Origin of the sequence: Photobacterium angustum (assembly GCF_002954615.1) — a bacterium.
Taxonomy (GTDB): Bacteria; Pseudomonadota; Gammaproteobacteria; order Enterobacterales; family Vibrionaceae; genus Photobacterium; species Photobacterium angustum_A.
Genome location: NZ_MSCJ01000003.1, coordinates 823,388 through 848,198, shown reverse-complemented (window position 1 = coordinate 848,198; position 24,811 = coordinate 823,388). Strand labels below are relative to the sequence as shown.

Annotated in this window: 22 protein-coding genes; 9 read left to right on the top strand and 13 right to left on the bottom strand. The window is 39.0% G+C overall.

What is annotated here, in order from left to right; translation table 11 throughout:
• Positions 1–143: 143 nt before the first annotated feature.
• The 4 genes from BTO08_RS18525 (at position 144) to BTO08_RS22395 (ending at position 4,395) form a co-directional block, all read left to right on the top strand.
• Positions 144–1,367 carry an amino acid permease gene (locus tag BTO08_RS18525; protein ID WP_105062070.1) on the top strand — a complete coding sequence of 408 codons (1,224 nt, stop codon included), beginning with the start codon at positions 144–146 and terminating at the stop codon, positions 1,365–1,367.
• Positions 1,368–1,396: 29 nt separating this feature from the next.
• A complete protein-coding gene (gene tyrS, locus BTO08_RS18520) occupies positions 1,397–2,671 on the top strand; it encodes a tyrosine--tRNA ligase (RefSeq protein WP_045081981.1) in 1,275 nt (424 codons plus the stop codon).
• A 267-nt stretch (positions 2,672–2,938) separates the two neighbouring features.
• Entirely contained in the window at positions 2,939–4,048 is a 1,110-nt protein-coding gene (locus tag BTO08_RS18515; protein WP_105062069.1) for a M20/M25/M40 family metallo-hydrolase, read from the top strand.
• A gap of 182 nt (positions 4,049–4,230) precedes the next feature.
• Positions 4,231–4,395, top strand: coding sequence for a hypothetical protein (locus BTO08_RS22395; protein ID WP_006643848.1), 165 nt, complete (start codon positions 4,231–4,233; stop codon positions 4,393–4,395).
• A gap of 57 nt (positions 4,396–4,452) precedes the next feature.
• Here the strand turns inward: BTO08_RS22395 and gcvT are convergent, their stop codons facing one another.
• Together gcvT and BTO08_RS18505 are read right to left on the bottom strand one after the other, a co-directional pair.
• Complete coding sequence (gene gcvT, locus BTO08_RS18510; protein ID WP_105062068.1) at positions 4,453–5,571, bottom strand: glycine cleavage system aminomethyltransferase GcvT; 1,119 nt, start codon at positions 5,569–5,571, stop codon at positions 4,453–4,455.
• Between the two features lie 85 nt (positions 5,572–5,656).
• Positions 5,657–6,283 carry a helix-turn-helix domain-containing protein gene (locus tag BTO08_RS18505; protein WP_105062067.1) on the bottom strand — a complete coding sequence of 209 codons (627 nt, stop codon included), beginning with the start codon at positions 6,281–6,283 and terminating at the stop codon, positions 5,657–5,659.
• Between the two features lie 351 nt (positions 6,284–6,634).
• On the opposite strand from BTO08_RS18505, the gene gcvH reads away from it, so the two are divergent.
• Positions 6,635–7,015, top strand: a complete 381-nt coding sequence (gene gcvH, locus BTO08_RS18500; RefSeq protein WP_005365621.1) for a glycine cleavage system protein GcvH — start codon at positions 6,635–6,637, stop codon at positions 7,013–7,015.
• Positions 7,016–7,135: 120 nt separating this feature from the next.
• The gene (gene gcvP, locus BTO08_RS18495) at positions 7,136–10,015 is read left to right on the top strand and encodes an aminomethyl-transferring glycine dehydrogenase (RefSeq protein WP_105062066.1); all 2,880 of its coding nucleotides are present in this window, start codon (positions 7,136–7,138) and stop codon (positions 10,013–10,015) included.
• A 143-nt stretch (positions 10,016–10,158) separates the two neighbouring features.
• On the opposite strand, the gene BTO08_RS18490 is transcribed toward gcvP, so the two are convergent.
• Genes BTO08_RS18490 through BTO08_RS18475 form a run of 4 tightly spaced genes read right to left on the bottom strand, consistent with a single transcriptional unit; the run spans position 10,159 to position 16,660 of the window.
• Positions 10,159–11,025 carry a DUF7281 domain-containing protein gene (locus BTO08_RS18490; RefSeq protein WP_105062065.1) on the bottom strand — a complete coding sequence of 289 codons (867 nt, stop codon included), beginning with the start codon at positions 11,023–11,025 and terminating at the stop codon, positions 10,159–10,161.
• Positions 11,025–12,263 carry a hypothetical protein gene (locus BTO08_RS18485; RefSeq protein ID WP_105062064.1) on the bottom strand — a complete coding sequence of 413 codons (1,239 nt, stop codon included), beginning with the start codon at positions 12,261–12,263 and terminating at the stop codon, positions 11,025–11,027. The genes BTO08_RS18490 and BTO08_RS18485 overlap by 1 nt, the downstream gene beginning before the upstream one ends.
• Complete coding sequence (locus tag BTO08_RS18480; RefSeq protein WP_105062063.1) at positions 12,264–12,905, bottom strand: hypothetical protein; 642 nt, start codon at positions 12,903–12,905, stop codon at positions 12,264–12,266. It lies immediately after the preceding gene.
• Positions 12,902–16,660, bottom strand: coding sequence for an ATP-binding protein (locus BTO08_RS18475; protein ID WP_198038503.1), 3,759 nt, complete (start codon positions 16,658–16,660; stop codon positions 12,902–12,904). The genes BTO08_RS18480 and BTO08_RS18475 overlap by 4 nt, the downstream gene beginning before the upstream one ends.
• Before the next feature lie 284 nt (positions 16,661–16,944).
• On the opposite strand from BTO08_RS18475, the gene BTO08_RS18470 reads away from it, so the two are divergent.
• Entirely contained in the window at positions 16,945–17,805 is an 861-nt protein-coding gene (locus tag BTO08_RS18470; RefSeq protein ID WP_105062061.1) for a WYL domain-containing protein, read from the top strand.
• Positions 17,806–18,111: 306 nt separating this feature from the next.
• Here the strand turns inward: BTO08_RS18470 and BTO08_RS18465 are convergent, their stop codons facing one another.
• Positions 18,112–18,324, bottom strand: a complete 213-nt coding sequence (locus BTO08_RS18465) for a hypothetical protein (RefSeq protein WP_242446301.1) — start codon at positions 18,322–18,324, stop codon at positions 18,112–18,114.
• A gap of 282 nt (positions 18,325–18,606) precedes the next feature.
• Between BTO08_RS18465 and BTO08_RS18460 the strand changes: the two genes are divergently transcribed.
• On the top strand, positions 18,607–19,938 hold the full coding sequence (locus BTO08_RS18460) for a DUF945 family protein (protein WP_105062060.1): 1,332 nt from the start codon (positions 18,607–18,609) through the stop codon (positions 19,936–19,938).
• 244 nt (positions 19,939–20,182) lie between these two features.
• Here BTO08_RS18460 and BTO08_RS18455 read toward each other — a convergent pair whose 3' ends face one another.
• From BTO08_RS18455 to BTO08_RS18430, 6 genes are all read right to left on the bottom strand, one after another.
• The gene (locus BTO08_RS18455) at positions 20,183–20,641 is read right to left on the bottom strand and encodes a GNAT family N-acetyltransferase (protein WP_198038502.1); all 459 of its coding nucleotides are present in this window, start codon (positions 20,639–20,641) and stop codon (positions 20,183–20,185) included.
• A gap of 390 nt (positions 20,642–21,031) precedes the next feature.
• Positions 21,032–21,349, bottom strand: a complete 318-nt coding sequence (locus BTO08_RS18450) for an antibiotic biosynthesis monooxygenase family protein (RefSeq protein ID WP_105062058.1) — start codon at positions 21,347–21,349, stop codon at positions 21,032–21,034.
• Between the two features lie 27 nt (positions 21,350–21,376).
• A complete protein-coding gene (locus BTO08_RS18445; RefSeq protein WP_146108445.1) occupies positions 21,377–21,958 on the bottom strand; it encodes a hypothetical protein in 582 nt (193 codons plus the stop codon).
• Positions 21,959–22,421: 463 nt separating this feature from the next.
• On the bottom strand, positions 22,422–23,333 hold the full coding sequence (locus tag BTO08_RS18440; protein WP_105062056.1) for a hypothetical protein: 912 nt from the start codon (positions 23,331–23,333) through the stop codon (positions 22,422–22,424).
• A gap of 117 nt (positions 23,334–23,450) precedes the next feature.
• Positions 23,451–23,627, bottom strand: coding sequence for a DUF1289 domain-containing protein (locus tag BTO08_RS18435; RefSeq protein WP_045084243.1), 177 nt, complete (start codon positions 23,625–23,627; stop codon positions 23,451–23,453).
• A 36-nt stretch (positions 23,628–23,663) separates the two neighbouring features.
• Positions 23,664–24,101 carry a hypothetical protein gene (locus tag BTO08_RS18430; protein ID WP_105062055.1) on the bottom strand — a complete coding sequence of 146 codons (438 nt, stop codon included), beginning with the start codon at positions 24,099–24,101 and terminating at the stop codon, positions 23,664–23,666.
• Between the two features lie 332 nt (positions 24,102–24,433).
• On the opposite strand from BTO08_RS18430, the gene BTO08_RS18425 reads away from it, so the two are divergent.
• Positions 24,434–24,772 carry a cytosolic protein gene (locus BTO08_RS18425; protein WP_105062054.1) on the top strand — a complete coding sequence of 113 codons (339 nt, stop codon included), beginning with the start codon at positions 24,434–24,436 and terminating at the stop codon, positions 24,770–24,772.
• The last annotated feature ends 39 nt before the right edge of the window (positions 24,773–24,811 follow it).

Here is a 24,811-nt window from a genome sequence, read left to right as displayed (position 1 = left end):
CAGTCTTTAAAGGCTGGCGTTCTTCTATATACGATGAAAGATATTAATATATCGATTAATTATCGCCGTCTTTTTGTTATTGATGGCTAGTTAATTACGTCCTAATAACAATATTTATTAGGTATTTTTTCAGGGTACACGTCATGAATAAAAAAGCTATTGGTGCGACACTGCTTATTTCTGGCACAATGCTTGGCGCAGGAATGCTTGCACTCCCTCTCATTTCTGCAGGCTTAGGTATTTATAATGCAATAATCTTATTAACCGTTTTATGGGCGGTAATGACTTATACCGGATTAATGTTATTAGAAGTATGCCTTAATTACCCAACCGGTACAGGGTTTGAAGCGATTGCTTATGACCTGTTTGGTAAACCTGGTAAATGGGTAATACATCTATCATTATTATTGCTACTTTACGCATTATCTTGTGCCTATATTGCTGGTGCATCTTCTATTTACAAAAGTGATTTAACCGATTATTTCCATATTTCGGTGCCCTCTCATATCATTGCGATTATATTTACTTTAGTCATTGCAACCATTGTATTTATTAGTACCAAAGCTGTTGATATGGCTAACCGCGTTTTATTTAGTACTAACATTGTTATCTTTTTTACTCTTGTTATTACAATTATTCCATTCATCCATGGACAATTTTTAGTTAATATCAACGATTCATCAAAATATGCCTTTGCTGCTATTCCTGTTTTCATTACTGCCTTTGGTTTTCATGGCAGTGTTCCAAGCATGGTTAAATATATTGGCCGTGAAAATCCTAAAACATTACGGAATATATTTATTGCTGGCGGTTTAATTCCCCTCGTTGTTTACATTGTTTGGGAAATAACCATGCTCGGCTCGTTACCTCGATTTGGTAACCATAGTTTTCAATATATTGCACAGCATGGATCAAATGTTGGGGTTATGCTTCAACAAATGCAGATATTCATTCAAGAAAAGAGCATAATTTATCTAATTGGTGCTTTCTCATCCATCGCAATGTTCACTTCTTATCTATGTGTTTCATTGGGACTATTTGATTCATTGGCAAGTACCTTTAAACATGGTAATAATACCAAAGATAGATTAATTACTGCTGTACTATGCTACTTGCCACCATTGGTTTTCACTCTTGTGTACCCGAATGGCTTTGTCCCAGCTTTAGGTGCTGCAGCAATTTTCTTGACTATATTAGCGATTCTGTTTCCTGTTCTTGCCCTTAGAAAACTTCGTGGTAAACAACATCAAATTGAATATAATGTCGCAACAAATAATATCGCATTATTTGTTGTGGGGTTAATTGGCCTACAAGTCATAATAAACCAGATACTGACATTGAATAATGCCGTACCTATTTTTAATTAAACGTAAATAAAATGATTACTGGAGAACACATGAATCATTTGAATTTAATTCAAGAGCTTAAAGATCGCGGTCTGATCGCTCAAATTACGGATGAAGAAGCTTTAAGCGAACGTTTAGCAAAAGGTCCGATTACATTATATTGCGGCTTTGATCCAACGGCTGATAGTTTACACCTAGGTCATCTGGTTCCTCTACTTTGCCTTAAGCGCTTCCAAGAAGCGGGTCATAATCCAGTAGCTTTGGTTGGCGGCGCTACTGGTATGATTGGAGATCCAAGCTTCAAAGCGACTGAGCGTTCACTTAACACTTTAGATACAGTTGCAGGTTGGGTGACAAAAATCCAACGCCAAGTTTCTCCATTCTTGGATTTTGACAATGCAACAAACCCTGCCCGTATGGTAAATAACCATGACTGGTTCGGTAATATGGATGTTCTAACATTCTTACGTGATATTGGTAAACACTTCTCTGTAAACCAAATGATCAGCAAAGAATCTGTTAAACAACGAATTAACCGTGATGAAGTAGGTATCTCTTTTACTGAGTTCGCATACAGCTTGCTACAGTCTTACGACTTCGCAAGTATGAACAAAGAAATGGGTATGGAACTACAAATCGGTGGTTCTGATCAATGGGGTAACATCACAGCGGGTATCGACCTTACTCGCCGTATGAACCAACAGCAAGTGTTCGGTATGACAGTACCGCTAATCACGAAATCTGACGGTACTAAATTTGGTAAAACTGAAGGTGGTGCGGTTTGGTTAGATCCTTCGAAAACAAGCCCATACAAGTTCTACCAATTCTGGATGAACACTGCAGATGCTGACGTATATCGTTTCCTACGATTTTTCACTTTCCTTTCTGAAGAAGAAATTCAACAGATTGAAGAAGCAGATCGTAACAGCGGTAAAGCACCTGAAGCACAACGTATTCTTGCAGAGCAAGCAACGCGTTTAGTTCACGGTCAAGAGCAATTAGAAGCAGCACAGAACATCACTCGCTGCCTATTTGAAAACGATTTAGCGCACTTATCTGAATCTGATTTTGCTCAACTAGCGCAAGATGGTATGCCAAGTGCTGAAGCTGAAAATGGCGATGATTTACAACAAGTGCTAGTTAAATCTGGTCTTGCAAGTTCTCGTGGTCAAGCTAAAACACATATCAGCTCAAATGCAATCATGGTTAATGGCGAGAAAGTAAGCGAACCATTCTATGAGTTTACAGACGCTGACAAACTATTCGGTCGCTACACTCTGATCCGCCGTGGTAAAAAGAACTACAGCCTGATCGTTTGGGGCTAATGAGTATTAAGTTAGCTGATAACATCAGCTAACTTATCGATTTATGCCAAATAAGCGTTATGTAGATTCACAATCGGTTCGCTCCCGCATTCATGTGAAGCTATGTCTTATTTGGCATTTTCATTTCTATAACCCAGTTCAAACTTCTCTCGCTTCACTTACTCCCCCATTTTTTATCTCTACTTTTATTGATTTAGCCCCTCACCATCTCGCCATTATTCCTATTAGAGTACTGTGTATTCCTCCTATTTAGTGGTTAGAAGCAATATGACAACAATTAATCAAGAACGCCTTATTTCTCATTTTATTGATCTCATCAAAATCGATAGCGAATCAAAAAACGAAAAAGCGATTTCACAAGCCTTAGCAGAACAACTCGGACAGTTAGGTTTCAGCGTTTCTAAATTACCTGTGCCTGAAAACATTTCTAATGGTTTTAACCTTTATGCAAAGCTTGATGGTGAACTTGAAGATAGTATTGTTTTAAGCTGCCACATGGACACCGTAACTCCAGGGAAAAGTATTGAACCGATTATTGAAGATGGGGTTATTCGTTCAAAAGGCGACACTATTCTTGGTGGTGATGATAAATCGGGTATTGCAGCCATCCTCGAAGCGGTGCGTACCATCAAAGACAACAACAAAGCCCATAAGACAATAGAGCTGGCTTTTACTGTTCATGAAGAAGGTGGATTACAAGGTTCCAAGCATTTTGATATGTCATATATCACTGCAGATAAAGCTATTGTGCTTGATTCAGGCGGTGCTATTGGTGCGATTGTAACGAGTGCTCCCGGCCAGCAAAGCCTAAAAGTGGCTATTAAAGGTAAACCCGCTCACGCAGGACTTGCACCTGAAGAAGGTATTAATGCACTAACAGTCGCATCTGATGCTGTAATGAATATGAAATTAGCGCGTATAGATCATGAAACAACCGCTAACATTGGCATTGTCTCTGGTGGTCAAGCAACGAATATCGTGATGCCTGAATTGTATCTTGCCGCTGAAGCGCGTTCACTTAACGATGATAAGCTTGCTACTCAAGTTCAGCATATGGTTGATGTATTCAACACAACAGCAGAAAAGCATAAAGCGCTAATAGATATTCAATCTACACGCTCTTATAACGCCTACTCTATTGCTGATAACGACCCTCATGTTATTGATATCATGGCTAGTTTTAAAGAAATGGGATTAGCACCATTTACCAAATCTACTGGTGGTGGTAGTGATGCAAATATCTTTAATGAGAAAGGACTAAAAACCGTTAATCTATCAACAGGTATGAGTAAAGTGCATACTACGGAAGAATTTATTACCGTCGAAGATATGACCAATATTACTGAGTTTTTATATCGTTATTTAACCAATAAATAGCCTTATCGAAGTTTAGTTACACAGAAATAGGCCTTAAAAATATTTTGAGGCTTATTTTTTTCGACAGCAAAGTAAATTTAATGTCAATTATCTGCGAGCATACATTCTCATTCAGTATTTATTCAAGGTTGTTGTGTAAGGATTCATCAAGTTTGGATTAGATGTGACCTAGGGTGAAGAAAATGAAATCAACAAAAAATAATGCCATTGACAAAGAACTCTTCATTACCGCATTGAATGAGTGCTACCGCCGCTTGAATGAAACAGGCTTGACTGTAAAAGATCTTTCAAAAGAAGGTTTTACACTATTATTCCAATCAGCTTATAAAGCCGTAACTACTCGATGAGAAATAAGCAAGACGTAACGCAACGTCTTGCCATAATCATTCAGTTTAAATGCCTATTTAACCACGATAGTAACGTTGTGGGACAAATGGCATTTTCTCGATCGTCATAGGCAACTTCTTACCTCGAACCTCAGCGTATACCGTTTCACCAAGCTTATTAGCTTCTGTTGCAATATACCCCATTGCGACAGGAATACCTTTTGTTGGGCCAAATGTTCCACTTGTTACAGTACCGATTTCATTGTCTTCAGCATCAAACAACTTAGTCCCTTCTCGTACAGGCGCTTTTGATTGCCCTACTAACCCAACACGTTTTCTTGAAACTTGTTTAGTTTGTAATTGCTCTAAAATAATATCAGCGCCGGGGAAACCACCTTCACGTACACCACCAGCACGACGACTTGGCGTAATTGCCCACATTAAGCTTGCTTCAAACGGTGTTGTTGTAGGGTCAAGATCGTGCCCATATAAACATAATCCGCACTCTAAACGTAGTGAATCTCTCGCACCAAGACCAATCCATTCCACTTCATTAAACGCCAGTAAAGCACGTGCTAATTCTTCGGCCTTATCATTAGGCACAGAGATTTCATAACCATCTTCACCCGTATACCCTGAACGGCTGACGTAACATTCAACGCCCAATAACGTCACTTTAGCCGCATCCATAAACACCATATCGCTAACCGTAGGGTTTAATTCAGCGAGTACCATCGCAGCTTTAGGACCTTGTAAGGCAAGTAGTGCGCGATCTTCAATCACTTCTAATTCAACACCATCTGTTAAATTAGCTTTTAAATGGGCAATATCTTGTTCTTTACAGGCAGCATTCACGACAAGGAAAAGATGATCACCAAAATTTGTCACCATTAGATCATCTTGAATACCGCCATTTTCATTGGTAAATACGGCATAACGCTGTTTACCTTCAGGTAAATCAACAATATCAACAGGTACTAAGGTTTCTAATAATGCAGCGGCATGTTGCCCTTTTAAGCGTACTTGCCCCATGTGTGATACATCGAACAACCCAGCAGAATCACGACAATGTATATGCTCTTTTTTTACTCCTAAGCCATATTGCACAGGCATATCATAGCCAGCAAATGGCACCATTTTCGCTCCCATTTCAATGTGTAAGCCATGTAATGGGGTCTGCTTAAGTTGTTGAGACATAGTTGCACTCCGTTATCTAGTTGGTGTCCATATAAATGGTAACGTAATTGTAAAACTGGTTGGTGCTATAAACCGATCGATGACATTAAGATGCCGTCACCCAAAGAATTAATGCATCTTCTTCACTAACAGATGTCAGCATGTGACCCATTGTCGCGTCGTAATAGGCTGAATCCCCTTCGACTAAATGGATCGGCTCATAAAATTCAGAAAAAAAAGTGATTTCGCCTTTTAGTACCAATAAGAACTCCTCGCCGTCATGGCGGATCCACTCGCTATAATCCTCAAAAGATCGTGCGCGCACATGTGATTTAAACGGCATCATCTTTTTATTAGTTAATTGTGTGGCAAGCAGTTCATGTTCATAGGTTGAAGTAGGATGAGGGCGACCTTCACCATAGCGTGTAATATCACGTCTGCCCGAGGCTGTGATGGTTTTAGGTGGTTCAAAAAGTTGGGGAATATCGATAGCCAATCCCGTAGCAAGTTTCTGCATCGCCTGAAACGTAGGTGATATTTGCTCGTTTTCAATCTTTGACAAGGTTGAACGTGCAAGCCCTGTACGTTTACTGGCTTCTTCAAGGGTTAGACCTAAAGAAACACGAATTTCTTTTAGCCTCTCACCTAACTTTAAAGGCGCAATATGCTCTGCGGCTTGAGTTTTTTCGATTCGCATCGATGGATAAACATCGTGGATATATTCATCTGTCATATCACTTCCTTCTTTAACTCAACCCCCATAACCCTCGACCTTCATCATAGTTTCTTATAGGAAACTTAATAAAACTCACATCACAAAGTCATGATCTTTTTTAAAAAAATGTTACCTATGAGGCATACATTATCGTTAAATCCATTTATAAATAGGTAATATTATGGATTTAGTGATGAAAATCAGCGCTTATTAACTAAATTTAAACTTAGTATAACCATGTTAGCAACAAATCAACATGACAAATAGCAAACGTTTGCGTAGAATCACACATTAGATATTGAAAACGTGTTCCACTATAAGAAACTTTTATCAAATAACCATATAACCGGTGGGTTAAGGAGTACAAACATGGAATCAACATTAAAGTTTACCAGTAGCCACGAATGGATCCGTGATAACGGTGATGGAACAGTGACGGTTGGTATTTCTGATCATGCGCAAGGTTTATTAGGCGATGTGGTATTTGTTGATTTACCTGAAGTTGGTGACACAACAGATGCTGGTGATGCCTTCTCTTTAGTGGAATCAGTAAAAGCCGCTTCCGACATTTACGCCCCTATCACAGGTGAAATTGTTGCGATTAATGAAGATTTAGAAGACAGCCCTGAACTGGTTAATGAAGAACCTTATGAAGGCGGTTGGATTGCAACCATCAAGCTTAACGATTCTGATGAATTGGCAACATTAATTGATGCTGAAACCTATCTTGCTTCAATTGAAGAAGACTAAATTATAAAAACAAAGATCGGGTACAACACTCGATCTTTGTTGCTTTGCCATTTACAGCATTACCGATGAATATCCCTAAAGCCAGACAATGGTAATTAGGACAACGTTCAGGAAAGAACCATGACCAATACTACTTTTCTACAAGCTCTCAGTGACGATAACGATTTTTCACATCGCCATAATGGCCCTAATGCACTCGAACAACAGCGAATGTTAGAAACTATAGGTGTCGGTAGTATTGACCAGCTTATAGCACAAACCGTTCCCGCTTCCATTCGTTTAACAGAGCCGATGACATTACCACAGGCACAAAGTGAAGCGGCTATGCTGGCAGAACTTAAGCAGATCGCTGGCAAAAATATCATCAATAAAAGTTATATTGGTCAGGGTTATTACAACACGTTTACCCCAAATGTTATTCTTCGTAATGTATTAGAAAACCCAGGTTGGTATACCGCTTACACCCCTTACCAACCAGAAATCTCTCAAGGCCGTTTAGAATCTCTGCTTAACTATCAGCAAATGATCATGGATCTAACCGCTATGGAGTTGGCTAATGCATCACTGCTTGATGAAGCCACTGCCGCAGCGGAAGCGATGACGCTATGTAAGCGCGCGGGTAAAAACAAAAGCAATGCGTTTTTCATCTCTACCGATCTTCACCCTCAAACTATTGATGTTGTTACTACACGTGCAAAATACGTTGGCTTTGAAATCATCACAGGCAGTGCAGAAGATCTCGAGAAACACGATGTATTCGGTGCTTTACTGCAATACCCTGCCAGCAACGGTGAATTACAAGATCTTACTGATATCATTGACGCGGCACATGATAAGAAAACATTAGTCGCGGTGGCATCTGATCTATTAGCATTGACTGTACTAAAAGCACCGGGTGAAATGGGCGCAGATGTGGTTATTGGTAGTGCGCAACGCTTTGGTGTACCTATGGGCTTTGGTGGTCCACATGCTGGTTTTATGGCAACCAAAGATAAACACAAACGTACTATGCCGGGTCGTGTAATTGGCGTATCTAAAGATGCCAAAGGCAATCAAGCCCTACGCATGGCAATGCAAACCCGTGAGCAACACATCCGCCGTGAAAAAGCGACTTCTAACATTTGTACAGCGCAAGCACTGCTTGCCAACATGGCAGCCTTTTACGCCCTGTACCATGGTCCTGAAGGCTTAAAGAAAATTGGTCGTCGCGTTCACCACTTTACAGCCGTTTTAGCTGCCGGTTTACGTAATAATGGTTTTGAACTAGAAAACCAACACTTCTTCGATACGCTAACAATCAAAACAAGCAATAAAACCAACGCGTTATATCAAAAAGCGCTTGATGCAGGTATTAACCTTCGTAAATACAGCGATAAGTTGGGTATCAGTATTGATGAAACCACCCTCGCTGAAGATATCGAGCAGCTACTTGGTTTATTTACCAATCAAGATCTTAAAGTGTCGATGTTCAGTGAAGATATTGCCGCGGATGAGTTCGCAGCTATTCCACCAGCGTGTCGCCGAAGCAGTGCATACCTAACCCACTCTGTGTTTAGCCGCTACCATAGCGAAACACAAATGATGCGTTACATGAAGCAGCTAGAAAACAAAGACTACTCATTAACTCACGGCATGATCCCATTGGGTAGCTGTACCATGAAGCTTAATGCAGTAGCAGAAATGCTCCCTGTCACTTGGCCTGAGATTGGGCAACTGCACCCATTTGCGCCACAAACACAAACATTAGGTTATCAAGAATTAGCTAAAAACTTATCTGAAATGCTGTGTTCAATTACAGGTTATGATGCGTTCTCGCTACAACCAAACTCTGGTGCACAAGGTGAATATGCTGGCCTAATCGCTATTCAGCGTTACCATGAAGCCAATGGCGATAGTCACCGTAATGTTTGTTTGATCCCAAGCTCTGCGCACGGTACTAACCCAGCGTCTGCGGCAATGGTTTCGATGAAAGTAGTTGTGGTTGGCTGTGATGAGTTAGGTAATATCGATATTGATGATCTAAAAGCCAAAATCGAAAAACACCGTGATGCGCTGTCATGTATCATGATCACCTACCCGTCTACCCATGGCGTGTATGAAGAAGCTGTACAAGAAGTGTGTGATCTTGTTCATGAGGCTGGCGGTCAGGTTTACCTTGATGGTGCCAACATGAACGCGCAAGTTGGTTTAACTAGCCCAGGCTTTATTGGTTCAGATGTTTCTCACTTAAACCTACACAAAACCTTCTGTATTCCTCACGGCGGCGGCGGCCCAGGTATGGGACCTATTGGTGTTAAATCGCACCTTACACCGTTCTTACCGGGACATGTTGAAGATACAAATAGCGATGAACTGCAATATGCCGTATCTGCGGCAGCATTAGGTTCAGCGTCTATTTTGCCTATCTCTTACGCTTACATTGCGATGATGGGAGAACAAGGTTTAACCCAAGCCACTGAACTTGCCATTTTAAATGCAAACTACGTGATGGAACGCCTTCGCCCACACTACCCTGTTTTATACCGTGGTACTGAAGGTCGTATTGCACACGAATGTATTATTGATTTACGTCCAATCAAAGATGCCTCTGGCATTTCAGAAGAAGACATCGCGAAACGATTAATGGATTATGGCTTCCATGCCCCAACCATGTCGTTCCCTGTAGCTGGTACATTAATGATTGAACCAACTGAATCTGAAGACATTGCAGAGCTTGATCGCTTCTGTGACGCGATGATTGCGATTAAAGAAGAAATCAACCTTGTTCAATCTGGTGAGTGGCCATTAGACGATAATCCACTGGTTAACGCACCACACAGCCAAGTCGATATGATGGAATCAGAGTGGAACCACGCTTATAGCCGTGAAGTCGCTTGTTTCCCATCAGCACACACCAAAACAGCGAAATACTGGCCGAGTGTTAACCGTGTTGATAACGTATTTGGCGATCGTAATCTTGTGTGCTCTTGCCCGAGTATTGAAAACTATATTGAAGACTAGAGCTTATTGAACACTGTTAACCAAGTTAGTTTCTAACTTGAATAGCAAAAGGTGTACCATTTGGTTCGCCTTTTGTTTTTTGGAGCAGTGAAATAGCTACTTTTTGAGATGATGTTAAACCATTTCTACAATTAATTTTTTTGTTATTCGATAAGCCTTTCAATAACCAGAGGGCACTGGTTCTTGATCAAGTGTTCTTGCGTTATAGCCAGTGTATTCTTCTCAATGATCGTTAAATGCTCTCGTATTGATACGCTGACATTTCTGCTCTTGAGCCTCTCAAGCTGCTCTAGTTGTTTCCAAAATGCATCTAGCTTATTAATACTTTGAAATAACTCCAGATTAACAGCAGGAACAACCCAATAGTGTTTAGCATTACTTAGCTGCTCAACCATATCCAAGCCTGCTGGATCGTAATCATAAAAAAAGCCTACTTCAACGGCATTGTTGTCAAAGTATTCAATTAGAGCCCGCAGGCATTTTTGGTTTTTTCCGTGACCACGGTAAACGAGCACAGTGGATTGCCATTCATCTGGCAAAGAGAGTACAGCTTCTTTCCATCGAACCATTAGCTCGCCATTTTCGATAATAAGTACTCGGCTAAAACGCGGGAAATCTAGATCATCCAACTCTACAGAAGCTACATACCTAGCTTCTTTTGGTACATCTGGCTGGTTCTTTAAGGGGATATTCACATTACCAGCCAAGCTAATGAGCTGCTGAAATACACCTCCTTTTGCCGACTTCTCGCTAATACCAGGGCGTGCAGTATCCATCCGAGAGTTGCTGCTACTCTGTTGAAAGGTCAGCAGGTTTTGTCCCAATATTGAAGAAAAATACTTTTCTATTTCCCTTAAATCTGAACGGGATAAAAGAATTGAATTGCCACTAACTGCCCCGACTTCTACGAGCCTGCAAGCTTCAGTATTAGACTTGTTGGCAGGTATCCTCTCCCTCGAATTAACCACAATCTTCTTAGCAGCATTAATTAGCGATAGAGATAGCGTCATTAAGCCCCTCCAATGGTTTCAAAAACAATATCGCTAATAATCACATTACCGTCATAGGGTAATACGACCTCTCTTTCTTCCTTAATTTGGACGATGCTCTTCAAACCAACTTTTTGCGCACTAATGTATCCATCGACCAGTAAAAGCCAGTCCTCTAGTTCAATATCAAGATCAAACAGCGTATAGCTTTGCGCAGCAGATAGAGGGAGAATATTAGGATTTGTTTTTATTGCCTCAAACATTAGCTCTAGTGCTTCATCTACCTCGTTTAGTTCAAACTCTTCTTTATCTTCACGGACATCCGTAACTTCGATACTGTCTAAATATGAAGCTTTGCCTTTTTTCCTCTCACAACTAGCAAGAGCCCTTACAGCCAAATCAATTAAGTCATCAGCTTGAATATCACTGTTAGTATTTCCGTAGGCTCGTACTTCTGTTTCCGATACCTGAGACAAACAATCAGGCAAGCATTCAATGGAATCTATGGATGGCGAAAAGGTTTTGTCATCTTGGAACTTAGCTGCAAAAACATCAATAATGCGATTAAGCTTGGAAGATTTCTTATCTCGCTGAAGCTTTGCCAACATTTCGACCATTTTTTTGTTTGATACATTTAAGTCCCTTAATGCGATATCTATTTTAGATTTAAGTAACTTCAAAAGAATTCGCTCAAGCTGAGTGTCAGTTTGTACCCACTCTCTAAGCTTTTTAACACTTAAATGCTCAAAGATACTATTGATTCTACTGATCTCACGTTTACATCGACCGATTTGACGAATTTTGTCATCAACATCAGTGACCATGCTAAATTCATCTGCAACGATTCTATGAAAAGTAGACACGGTTTCAACCAAGGCGTCATTTATCTCGACTGTTATCTCTCGAATTTCATCTAAGTAGTATTGTTTTTTATCATCATTGAAGTCCTTAACTCGTCGGTAACTGCCAACGGCATAATCCAAGTTTTCAATCTGATTAGAAAACTCACCATGACGTTCTCTGAATCTATAACGACTCGTTACCCTATCCAGTAAACGTTTAACAGACGAATGAATTTGGACGCCATGATCATCATCTAAGTGATAGGCCAACTGATGTTTTGTAAGCGCTGCAATTGCAGCTTTATTGCTTTCACTATGATGAAGTACTCCAGCTTGCTCATAGCAAGCCTCATCTACTACCTCCGTATGGGTACTTAGCGCTCGTACAGCTTCTTTTGACTCCACTTGTCGAGACATCTAAATTAACCCCATTTGAGTATCTAATTCATTTTCACCATAAGCTTCACTTTCCAACATCCCTTCATTAATAGCGATAAACTCCAAAGTCTCATAAAGCAATGACCATTTCGCTGTAGCGATAAAGAGAGAACCAGTTGATGATGGAGATACAAAGTATCCTTCTTGGACAAGATAATCTAAGATCGACCTCAGCTTCGTTTTACTCTCTTTGCTTTTATGGGCTCTTTTAAGCTTGTGTGCAATATGATCAAGCTGATTTTGAAGTGAGTTACTTTCCTCTATTGCTGCGAGCAACTCTGACTCCGAAAGCTTGCCACCAGCCATTATGGGTCTGGAGTCTGAGTCAATATTTCGGGCTAGTTTGAGCCAAGCGATTATCCCTTCCATCGTCTGCGAAAAAACTTCAAAGTCTTTGAGAACTTCGTTTTTCTTTCGAGTGTTATCGATGCTCTCGTATCCACAGTAAAAACCTAACCCGTCTTGTGTTTCGACTGTTGTCATGCTTATTCGAGACAGGTATTGGTTCATGTCACTTCGATTTCTCGTATCGGATAAATATGTGTATTCAATAGGAGATGCATATTCACAGATCACTTTTTTACTCATGAGTAATCGAAAAGCCGATTCAAACTTATTCATTCAACCACCTCCGTAGACTGATTTTGTTTCGACTCAGAAAGCAATGGATTGACTCTACTTCTACGTCCACCAATAAATGATTTAACCCCCACATTCTTCACTATGTGATTTTTAGTCGCGAAGTACTTGTAAGTAGCTGGATGCAGATCTGGCTGAGCTGTGAACAAGCAAATACCTTTTTGATCCATCATGTCGAATAAAATAGCCAGGTTAGAAATAGAAATTTTCCCTAATTCGTCGAGCGGCCAGTGAATGGCAACGTCTTCATCCTGACACAAGAATCGAGTCATCCCACAGAAAACAACGATAATAGCCAGTTTGGAAATCCCTTCGGAGCCGACCTTTTCTAAATCTTCATCATTTCGAACCACTGCTGGGCGTCCATTTTCAACAATCGTTATCTCCATCTCAACCAAAGACTCTAGGTTTTTAGATATCTGAGCCTCTTTAAATGAAGCCAGCAATTGCTTAAAAGAAACAAGAAACGCTTTGGAAGGTAAACCTCTTGAGGTTTCGCCTGACCATCTATCTAATTCGACACTAAAAAGATTAAGGTCTTTCCAAAGATCAAAAGTATGGATCTTACTTGATAGTTTGATATAGATGCTATCGATAGCAGGGAAAGGATTGCCCGTTTCAATCGACTTATCCAGAATAGTTGAAACTGAATCAACCTTACTATTTACCTGTTTTAGCGTTTGGTGATAATTAGATATTTGAGTAGATATAGAACGAAATGTCTCAATTTTAACGTCCCTAACATCTGGAATCACATTAAGGACAAGCTCTTCAAGGTCTCCCAAGCAAGCAAGGGAAAATTGAGGACTATCGTAGTTGATAGCATAGTCATAATTTTCTGAAAGCTTCGTCATGGTTGCAGAGCGCATCTGTTCCCACATCATCTTTATTTCATTGTTGTTATCCAACGCTAGGATTGTGTTACTGACATCTTTTACTTTATTAACTATTTCTTTCTTCAACGTATTAATTGCAGTGATTTTATCTGTCACTAGACTCACTGCATGCTCAACAGAATGAAACTCCAAATCTACAGAGGCATCTTCTAAGCTAGCTAAATCTGATTCATCGACCGCTTTTTCCAGATTATTGGTACAAGTTGTAAGTTGCCCTATAGCCACCTTGACTTTACTGAGCTCTTCTTCATCCAACTTAATTGAAAACGATATTTCATCAATTCTTCTATTTATCGACTTCTCATAATCGATTCTCTTCGCTTCATCTTCCATAATCTTTCGCTCTAAAACCAAAATTTCAGAATTATAGCTATCAATGTATTTCCATTCTGATTCTAGCCAAGTGCCATAATCGTGAATTAAAGCTTGAAATGTTTTTATTTCCTCACATTTGCGTTCGAGAGATTCCCACTTCGATTTGGCTCTTTCGATACTGACTGGATCAACCCCTTTACTGATCAAGGCTTGGTTGAACGCTAACTTGTAGTCACTAACTCTGTCTGAAGTTATCGTTTCTTTATTTTTGATAAGCTCATCAATAGCGCTTTTTTTCGCGTCCTCTTCTGACAAGTGATAATCGAAGTTAGCTTTCACCTGAACACGATCATGTTGATGGCGCTTCTCTTCATTTTCAAATCTTTCTTTCAGCTCAGACTTGATTAAAAAAAGTTCAGACTCTAGTACACTTTTCTGTTTCTTAACTTCAGATGCACGACTTTCAGCATCATTTTCAAACAGGACTGTTTTTTGCTCTTTAAGGAGGTTGAGTTTGCTCAGTTCTTCCACAAAGACTTTTGTTCTTGTACTTTGAATTTTCATTTCTTTGTGAAGCTTATCTGCTTCTTGCTCATCACTTTTAGCTCTACTCTTCGCTTTGCCTTGCCGAACTTCTACTTCTTGCTCCTTGATTTTTAAAGTCTCTAGTCGCTCTGAAAGCTTCTCTTCACTGAGACAAAAATCAGGAAGTGCGATTGAATCCAGCTCTAAATGGAGACCAAAAATCGACTCAGTAGCTTCTGGATTAAAAAATGGTTTCAAGTTCTTCACATTTAATAAACTAGGAGTGATTACTTTGCCTATATTGCCATGCCAATCAGGCACTTTTTGATCTAAGTACTCGTTGAGCGATCCTTTTGCTGGCAATAATGCACGACTCACAGAAGCTATTTCATCTGAAATTTCTTTTAATTCACTAGTACAAGTGTGATAAGTAGAAAGACTGCTCTCGTGATTTTTTTCTGCCTGACGTAGCTGCTCATTCAAATGAATTACTGCATTGTGAGAAGCATTAAGTTTTTCACGCTTACTCTCAAGATCACTTTCCAGCCTACGTAATTCGCCTTTTTGTTCTGGTGTGAACTCTAAAGATTGCCCTTCTAGAATGGCAAGTCGGATTAGTTTTTGTCTTATCTTTTCAGATTGCTCATCAAACTCATCTTGGAACTTTTTCTTTTGAAGGTTAAAGTCACTCTGCATCGCCTCTAAACGGTCGCTCTTTTGCTCGTGTATCTCTTCCTTAGTTTTAAGTATCCTATTGATTTCTTGTTGCTTACGGGAGCGGAATTCAGCACATTCGAGTTCCAGTTTTTGTACTTGACTGTTAAACGCACTTTCTTCTGTTTCTACATTTTCCAGTAAGTTGTCGTAATGTTTCTTTGCAGATTCCGCTTCCTTCAGCAAGTCACTCAAACTATTGTAAAGCGTGATTTTCCCTAAAATATCATCTTCGTTCTCGTACTTGTCACGCTTATTGTAAATAGCATCAACTATTTTGGATTTCCTTTCAAACTCAGTCCGATCGATGCTTAACTCAGTGTCGAGCTTTTGAAGTCTATCTTTCCTCTCATTGACCAACGAGCCGCATAGCTTCTTCTGTGAGCTAATATTGTCTGACAACTGAATGTCATTTAATGCCAATTGACGCAGATGAGAAGCGATTTGAGCTCGATAAGAGTTTAATTGCTTAATGTACTCATCAAGGCTGTCTTTACTTGCAACTGCTTCATCGAACTTGCTCTTTTTAGTATCTAGTTGAACAAATACATCTAGGCTATTTGCTAGGTTGATATACTCTTTCTTATATGGAACATCGTCCATCGATGTATTATTCAAAAAACAATCCACAATCATCGTCTTGAAACGACTCAACATTTTCTTATGACGCATCATTGTCGCCGTCAAAATGTCGATATGATTCATATTATGGCTCGCAGAACACAACGAATACTCATGAGCGATTGCAACTAAGTTTTTACCCGCACGACTTCTTTTAGCTAAACGGTTTTTATTATTTAAAATAACTGCGCGGTAATCGACACTAGTTTCAATTTGCGAACTTACTAACATTGACTGAGACACAAGGTTTTTAAGCCATGTACGAGTTTCACTTCCCTGCTTAATTAGCTCATCGTACAAATGCTGAGAAAACAACTGTTCAGCACTTCCGGTCAAAAATCGATAAGCGACACTAGAGCCATTTCGATACATTACAGAACACTTTTTCTCACCAAGTTTTTCATATTCAAACACGATGACAGATTTTGGAGTAGGCAAATAGTAATCAACAAAGGAAACTTTATCCGCTTGTCTATCCACCAGCTTACTCGGATCGGCTCCATAAAACGCTGGAAGTAAACTTAACAAAGTGGATTTACCAGCTCCATTATCACCCGTATTGTTGCTATGCCCGATAGCCTTGACCTTGAATAGTTTCCCAGGGATAAATGAGTGAAAAAGTACGATCTCTAGTAGTTTTGAGCTTTTTGTTTCAGATTTATTCATTTTTTTCATCACAGTGCGGTAGAGATATTCTCAACCCCTCGGTTAGTGAATGATCTACAACAAACTTACTGACTCGGCTGCCACTAAGTAAGTCCATTATTAGAGCTTCCAACTACCACCAGAGTTCACAGGCTGCGTTTAAGATAGAAATGCCTCAACACCCAAAAGAACCAAGTGTGTCGTGTCTACTAGCGGTCAAAGAATCAACTAGTATCATATTACATTGGAATCAAATGATTCGTTAGAGTAAATTAGTACAGTTCATTTTGATAAGGGCAATCATTGTGCGTTGTGTCGAATCTCCGCAAACCAAACGACTAAGGCTTATTGATTTCTATCTCAGCTTCTTTGGGAAAGTGAATCGCTCCGACCTTATTCAGCACGGTGATATTGCCGTTGCTACAGCAAGCCGTTCTTTTAACGCTTACAAAGAACGTTTTTCTGAAAACACGGTTTTCAACGAAAGCCTGCGAGCATATATAAGGTCAGCATCGTTTAGCCCAGCCTTTGAGCATGACCCAGAAGCTGCTCTGAGGTTAATCGCATGGGGCCAAGAGTTGAACTCAATTCCCGTAACAACTTATGGTGTAAGCAGCTTCGCAACAGTTTTGGATTCACTATCAATTGATATCGTCTCTCAAGTCACAAGGTCGATCCTGAACAAACAAAGTATCTCTGTCCTATACAGTTCCTCAACTAGCACCGAGAATAGAACCCTGACTCCTCATTCTCTATTTAAAGGACTTGGAGCTTGGCACATTCGTGCTTGGGACAGTAAAAGACGTAAATTCCTGTGCTTTAGAATCAGTCGAATTCTTAAGGCTGAGCAAACCGACAGCTTATACGACAAGACTATAGAGGACGATGCTCTTTGGAACCGTGATGTCGTCCTAAGTGTTGCACCGCACTCTAAGCATGAAAATAGAAATGACTTAGCCATTGATCTTGGGATGGAGGGACAATACGTGCGAAACATTACAACCAACGAAGCGTTAGCAGGTTTCGTATTAAATGATCTTAATGTTGACTGCACTCCTGATGCTTCTTTGCCGCCGCATGCCTTCAACTTGCAGTTAATGAATAGGCACGAACTGGAGAATGTTGACTCTATTCGGGCTCTAGTGCCTGGATTTATCAATACTTAATTTAACTTAGAAAAATCTCAATGTAAGGCATTAACGAAATGAAATTGCTGCCTCATATTTCCAAGCTAGTAAAACTAAGAATTCGAAACCATGTTAATACGATATGGATGAGTATTTGATCTAACAAATTTAGGGCAATTATGAGTTAGCAGAGAAACTAGCTCAGAGATGAAACATGACTTTTACTACAAAAAACAAATGCTCTGAAGTGCTCGGAAATTGCCAACCTAGTTGTCAAATTACCTTATCCACTTCAGATTCAAAGATTAACAATATCAATTTCTAGAGAGTTTTCTTTTTTTTGCACTAGTTCTTAATCTTGTCATCTTCCCAAAATTCAAATCGCGAAGAATCAAAAACATCGACTCGTTCAACTAGAAAATCGCTGTCCGCTTCATCCATATTTTCCAAATAAGACAACCAATCTTTTTTACTTATAACCGCTTGTTCATCAAAGTGTGCTGTATAACTTGTTAATCTTTCTAAAAGGTCTTTTACTGACGGCCTTTTTCTACTCATAGCTTACTTCTCTATTCAAAAATAACATTCGATAATTTATAGCATAATGAATCGCTATAAATTAGCTCTACAACAAAGTATTGCAGAGGAATTATTAACCATAATATTAAAAGTATCCAAATCACTTTTATTATAAAAATTGAGATTTACATACTCGTTTTTATTATTATTTAAACCAAAACTTAGAAGCAAAAATACGCATTTACGCGCTGGGAATTTTTAGTTATAGTCATTTAATTCAGTAAGATAATATTATAATTCAATTACAGGACTGTGAAAAACATGAACAAGTCAAAGGCTACATTGGCGCTTATTATCGCAGCTATTGGTGGTTGCGCAGGAGCCTACTATGTTACCTCCCAAAAAGTAGCTACCGCTTATGAAAAGGCTACGAACTTTCTACCTACAGAGTTTGATGGCATAACAATAATATCTAAAAAGACTGATTTTGGTATGCTTGGCGGTGAAGCTTTTACCAAGTACCGCATTAATATGAATCAGTTCCTTGGTGATGATGCTGGATTTCATGACGAACCATTATTTTTAATAGCTAGCACAGAAGTGAACTCCACCAACCCGCTAAAAGTAACAACAGATACATCTTTTGCAGTCTCTGGTGAAGCAGGGCAAGAGATTTCTGATGAATTGCTTAATTCAGGTATAAAATTCACTCATGATGGCAAACCATACTCTATCACTAATGAACATAATCAGTTTATATTGCCAATGGTGTTAAAATCGGAGAATGAAGACATCATCGTTAAAACGGCAGACATGTCGAAAAGCGGTGAATTCTATATGGCCCCAATTATTTTTAAATACACCTTAAAAAACAATCATGAATCAGTAGATATTTCACTGAAATATCTTGATTTCTTTAGCCGAAAAGACAAAGTCACCCTTTCTGATCTAAGTATTGTTTCTAACGACAACATAAACCCAGAAAGTACAAGTAGTGCTGATCGTTATCTCAATGGAAAAAGCTCAATAACATTAGGCAAGTTAGTAATTATTGATCGCAATGACGGTGTAACTTTTAAGAATGCCTCTCTAAACACAAACTACCAAGTAAATCACGATCTTCTAAATTTAGATACTGCACTTAAAGTTGGAGAAGCTAAATTCCCTAAGAATATGCAGAGAGATGGCATCCCTCACGCCAATAACCTGCAAATTAAAGCTATATTGGATGGCATTGATTACAGATCTTGGAATTCAATTACCGAGAAGCTTAGTGATCCTGCCACCATTAATCAAAACCAAAGCTTTGATCGTTGGTTTGAAAACCTATACGTAAACTTAGGAGACACAAACATTAAAGAGCTAAGCTTAAGTAGCGATCTGGCTCAGGGTAATGTTGAAGGTAAACTAAGTGCTAAACTTGATGATTCTGTTTCAAGAATAAAAATGAAAGAACTTGATCGTGTTATGCAAAATAGCCTAATCCTTGATTTCAGAGGCTCACTACCAATAACGCTCGCAACAGAGATATTCAGCAAGTATGACTTGCAAAACCTAATTAACAAAAATGCACTAACTCGTAAAGGCGAACGACTTGAAAGCCACATAAAATATGAAGATGGCATGCCACAATTTATGAGTAATCAGGGTTAATATAAAAAACAATATAAGCCGCCAAATTAGGCGGCTTATATTTTAACTTCATAATCACTCATACCAACTGTCCACCAGCAAAGTAGTTTTAAGGTTATAAAGTAAGGATAATCCGATTCTCGATTTTTCAGTATCCCTCTTCATGATATTCGCAATATTTACTTATATACGGTAGCTTAGACTTGTCCAACACTTCGGACAGGTGTCGGCTGCGCGGCATATATTCTTATCTGTTATATGCGTGCTAATTGAGGTACTTTTGCCAATGTTGCTGCCCTTCCAAAACTACTCTGTAATCTTCGTAGTCCAATGATCTATAGAGCTTTTTAGCTGTAACATTATCATCACCGACCTCTAATGTAATTTTGAGGTAATCATTATCACGACAATACTGTTCAATACCATTCAGTTGTGCCTTACCAACACCTTTACCACGAAAGTTGTCCGACACCATAAAATCATGGATATTCATCACTCTTTGCGCACGATAAGTTGAGAACGATTCAAAGCAAACCGCAAAAGCAGCAGGCTTATTGTCGACAAAACTGATAAATCCGTGAAAATAAGGCAACATAAATAGCTGAGCAATTATTGAGCGATCGTGTTCAACTGAAAATCCAGATAGATACTCTCTGAACAGAGTCTCGAATATACCTTTGTCCTCAATGCTTTCTGTTTCGATACGCCTGATTGTGATTTCCATATTCATTTCCACCAAAGCAAATAACAGTATGTTAATAAGTACTCTTAATTTTATACAAAAATATACTCATAAAATACCTTCATCATATTCAATATAATCTCTATATATTATGAGGTTGATGGCGTTTTTTACATCTAACGCTTTATGAGAGGATGAGGCAGATAAATAAGCTAGCCACAATAGCTAACTCATGTTCAACAGAATCATTTTCGGAAAAAAAATGAGTACATCATGAATAACGGCAGGTATAAAAAGTCACTTAACGTTGTGGCCAGTATTTATTGTGTCGAACATGAGTATTAGTAGTAACGCACAGTATGTTCCCTGGCAAAAAATAATGAGAGCAGTGAACAAAAGCTAACTGTTTTTTGTCAATTAATCAAAACCTTGTTAAAAACCATAGTCTAGTTCAACTTTTGAAATACGAACCTTAAATGACTCATACCATAACTTACGACCGGTTTTTTGAGCCTCTTGATGCTCAGTATTAGCTTTCCAGTTTTTAATAGACTCCAAATCAGCCCAGTAAGAAACTGTAATACCTACATATTCTCTTGCTGATTCTACACCTAAATACCCTTGTTGCTGTTCAGCAAGCTCAATCATCCTATTTGCAGTTTCTTCATAGCCATTATCGTCCTCAGTACGAACTGAAGTAAAAATAACAGCATAGTAAGGTGGCTTTGGAGTATTAGCTAAAAGTGTCATTAAAAGTCCTGATCATATAACATTGATTTATTTGTTATGAATTGTTCTTCGCATTACGTAAACTTGTAAAATAATGAACAATAACAGAGAGATAGGAAGTAAAACAAAACCGAAGAAGCGGTTGAAACGCTGCAATTCTAAATAATCATTTTTACTGCGATAGGTAAAAATCACCTCATCATTTATGGAGATTTTCGCAACCATGTTTGATAGTACTCCGTACCCCCAATAAGGACATTGAGTGATTGTTATATTTTCACCACTCCAATGTCCTCTATCAGGCTCACTACCGACCCAGTAGCCCAAACCACCTTCAAGTTCAATGCTTTTTGGTTTTTCTCCTTCAAGCACCTTAAATGTGGTTCTTGATTTACTCCGTCTAACCTCAACTAAGTTGAACTGATTGCTGTAGCAATCATCTATTTTGATGTATGAAGAGAATAATAAATGAGGGTCTGAAATACCTGATGCTGACACAGCAATTGATAGTATTAGTATTAGACTTGAAATTGCCCAAGATAGCGTTTTTTTCTCTTTTGGAACCTTGTGCAGTAAAACTCCAATTACTCCCGCAAGCACAAGAGATACAATTATCATTACCATCATCACGACCAATTCATAACAGTGTATTAATAAGCATTCTTACTTTCGCGCAAAAATATACTCACAAAATACCTTTATCATACTCGATATAATCTTTATATATCATGAAGTTGATAGCATTTTTTTACATTTAATGCTTTATGTGAGGATGTGAAAAGTAAGAAATATATTTAACCAGTCTTATTTACACAACATTAAATTGATTAATTTTCAATTAGTTATAACTTTACTTCCGTTTTTAACAAAAGATATTTCTTATTAAAAATAGAACTCATGCGATAAAATCACCACGGGTTATTAAACTGTTTATATACACAGTAAATAAAACTAATCAAAAATCACGTTAATACGATATGAATGATTTTTTGTCCTAAACTATATCGGGACATTTCTGAGCTAGCTATGAAAGCTAGCTCGGTGTTGGATATAAATTATTTAGACTAATCAACTAAGTAGAATTGATTGTTCACTAGTCGTTTCTCGTCATATCTGGCATCTGACCCAACATGCCAGACTCCCCAAAATGGAACGTTTCAAGCTGGGCTCGCGGCGTTGAACTGGGCTTGATAGAACTTGTATGCAGGGCATCATCTTTCGTGCTGGCGGCATAGAGCTGACCTGAGAATGGGATACTTGTGTCGTAATTTTCAAACCAAATCCCCATCGCTTCCGTTAACTCTTTATCTGATTTATCTACATGTGCCAAAAATGCACTATGGTTGGCAAAAAGTCTTAAGTCATGGACTAAGTTAGGGGTATTTTCGTCTGGAAATGCTGCGGCCATCAAGATACCTGGGATTTTTTCATACCATAAATTACATACTGTCTGAAAAGAAGTCCCCAACTCTTTCATCTGGTTAGGTTTAACATAGCGCATTGTAAATCCAAATAATGCAGGGCCCGCTTCTCCCCCACCATCTGCTTTAATAAAACCAGCCATGCATTTCTTAAAATCGTAACGCACACCTTGAATATTCTGAGTCTTATCAAGCGTGTCCTTATCCCAACCGCCATACACAATCAATGTATCAGGATCTTCTGTTGTACTTTTATAAGTGGCCCATAACGGCTCACTCTCACTTGGTCGCCCCCAATCGTTAGCGAAAGCATCTGCACTCTTAACCCAGATAACATGCCAGTAAACTAATGGGTCTTCTTTATCTGGAAATGCAAAGAGAGCCTTAACGTCTGGATTACTCTCGTAGACAGACTTGGAAAACGCTTGATACTGGATCTTAAACTCTTCTAACATATCATCTTTGATACGACGCTTACCGTAAATGATGACTGGCGTTGTTTCAGTTGCCCCTGTAGGCACTTTTTCTTCACTAAGTACCAGCGATGCCGAATTATCTACCTTTTCATTCTTTGATAATGTCATCTTTACTCCCAGTAAAATTTGCCCTATTTAGATCAACTCAGAAAGTTTTAATATTCACAAATCAAATTAATATATTAGGCATTAGAAAACTACCCAACCAAGTGAATCTCTGAGCTCTTAATTCTTCATTTGAGAGAGCCTCTTGCGCAGCTCTTTTTGTAACGCATTAACAGCATAGGGCTTCATCGAGTTCCACTGGCTACACTCTTGCCGAGTTCTGCCGCATCCTCTGCACCAGCCTTTTTGGCTAGAGAAATCACACAAATCGATACACGGACTTTTGCGTTTCTTCATAGTCTAATCCTTCAGCTTGTTGCTGAGTTAAGCGTGTTAGAGATCGAGCAACACTTGATCGATACTCGCTTCCAATGTCCTAAGTCTATTAAACTCTTCATAAATTCGCTGTTCGAGGTTTTTAAAGTTCAATTGCAGGGTGCGCTGGCATACGCCGTAGCTAGACTCGGAAATTTTGTACCCCTTCCAGCTATTAATTCGTTCTCGTTCAAGCTGTTTAAATTGGCGAATAAATTCAGATTGCGCAGGACAATCTTCTTCGGCATGCATGCATACGAGAAACGCCTTTTGCTTGATTTGAGGCGCTTCAATATAGGTCTCAAAGTGGACACCACCTTGTCGATAATTAAACCAATTTTCCTTGTAGAGTTGGAGATAGTTGCCGCGGTTGTATATCTCCCAGTCGTCATCGAACCAACTCGCATTTCTCAGCATGTTTTCAAGGTTTCGAAAAACACCTTTTATATCTTTCATTTTCATCTCACTTTACAAGTGGAAGCTGCTACTCAACTTGTAATTATCAATGTTTTATATCAGTAACTCGTTTTCAAGCAATATACCCACCGTAATATATTTTTCTACCATAAGATTAGTATGGTTTTAGACTTAATATGGGGCGAATAAATCACGATTGGACAATGATGAGTTAGCAAATATGCTGGCTTTTTGTTGGAAAAAAGTGTCTCAAGTGGACTTGGTGAATGTCTATAAATGGCACAGAATTAGCGCTTTTAGCAACGAAATCTCTACTACACTCTGCCACTGATAGTGATAGAATATGCACATCAGAATTACCGGGAAACTCTATGTTTATTCATCACGTTAACGACATCGACTGGCTGGTGATTACAGCTTTTGAAGAATTCAAAACTATGTTTATCGAAGAAGCCGGTAAGATACCTTATTGCTTCTCTACCACCAGCGAATTGAGCCTGATTGATCAAGCCAAGCGTACTTATGGATATTTGCCTTCACTTAGCGGTGTTATCACCGATACAGGTACGTTTCAAAGCAAAGATAACGAAGAAGGTTTGAACCCACAACTTGCCTGCCTAGTTGAAGGACGCGGTCGTGTGTTTATCTATCACGGTGGCTTTGTGGCTTTTGTAGATGACGAGCAAACCTTTATTACTCGTATAGACTAAAAATCAATCAGTAAGTACTAATCGGAAAATTGGTATCCC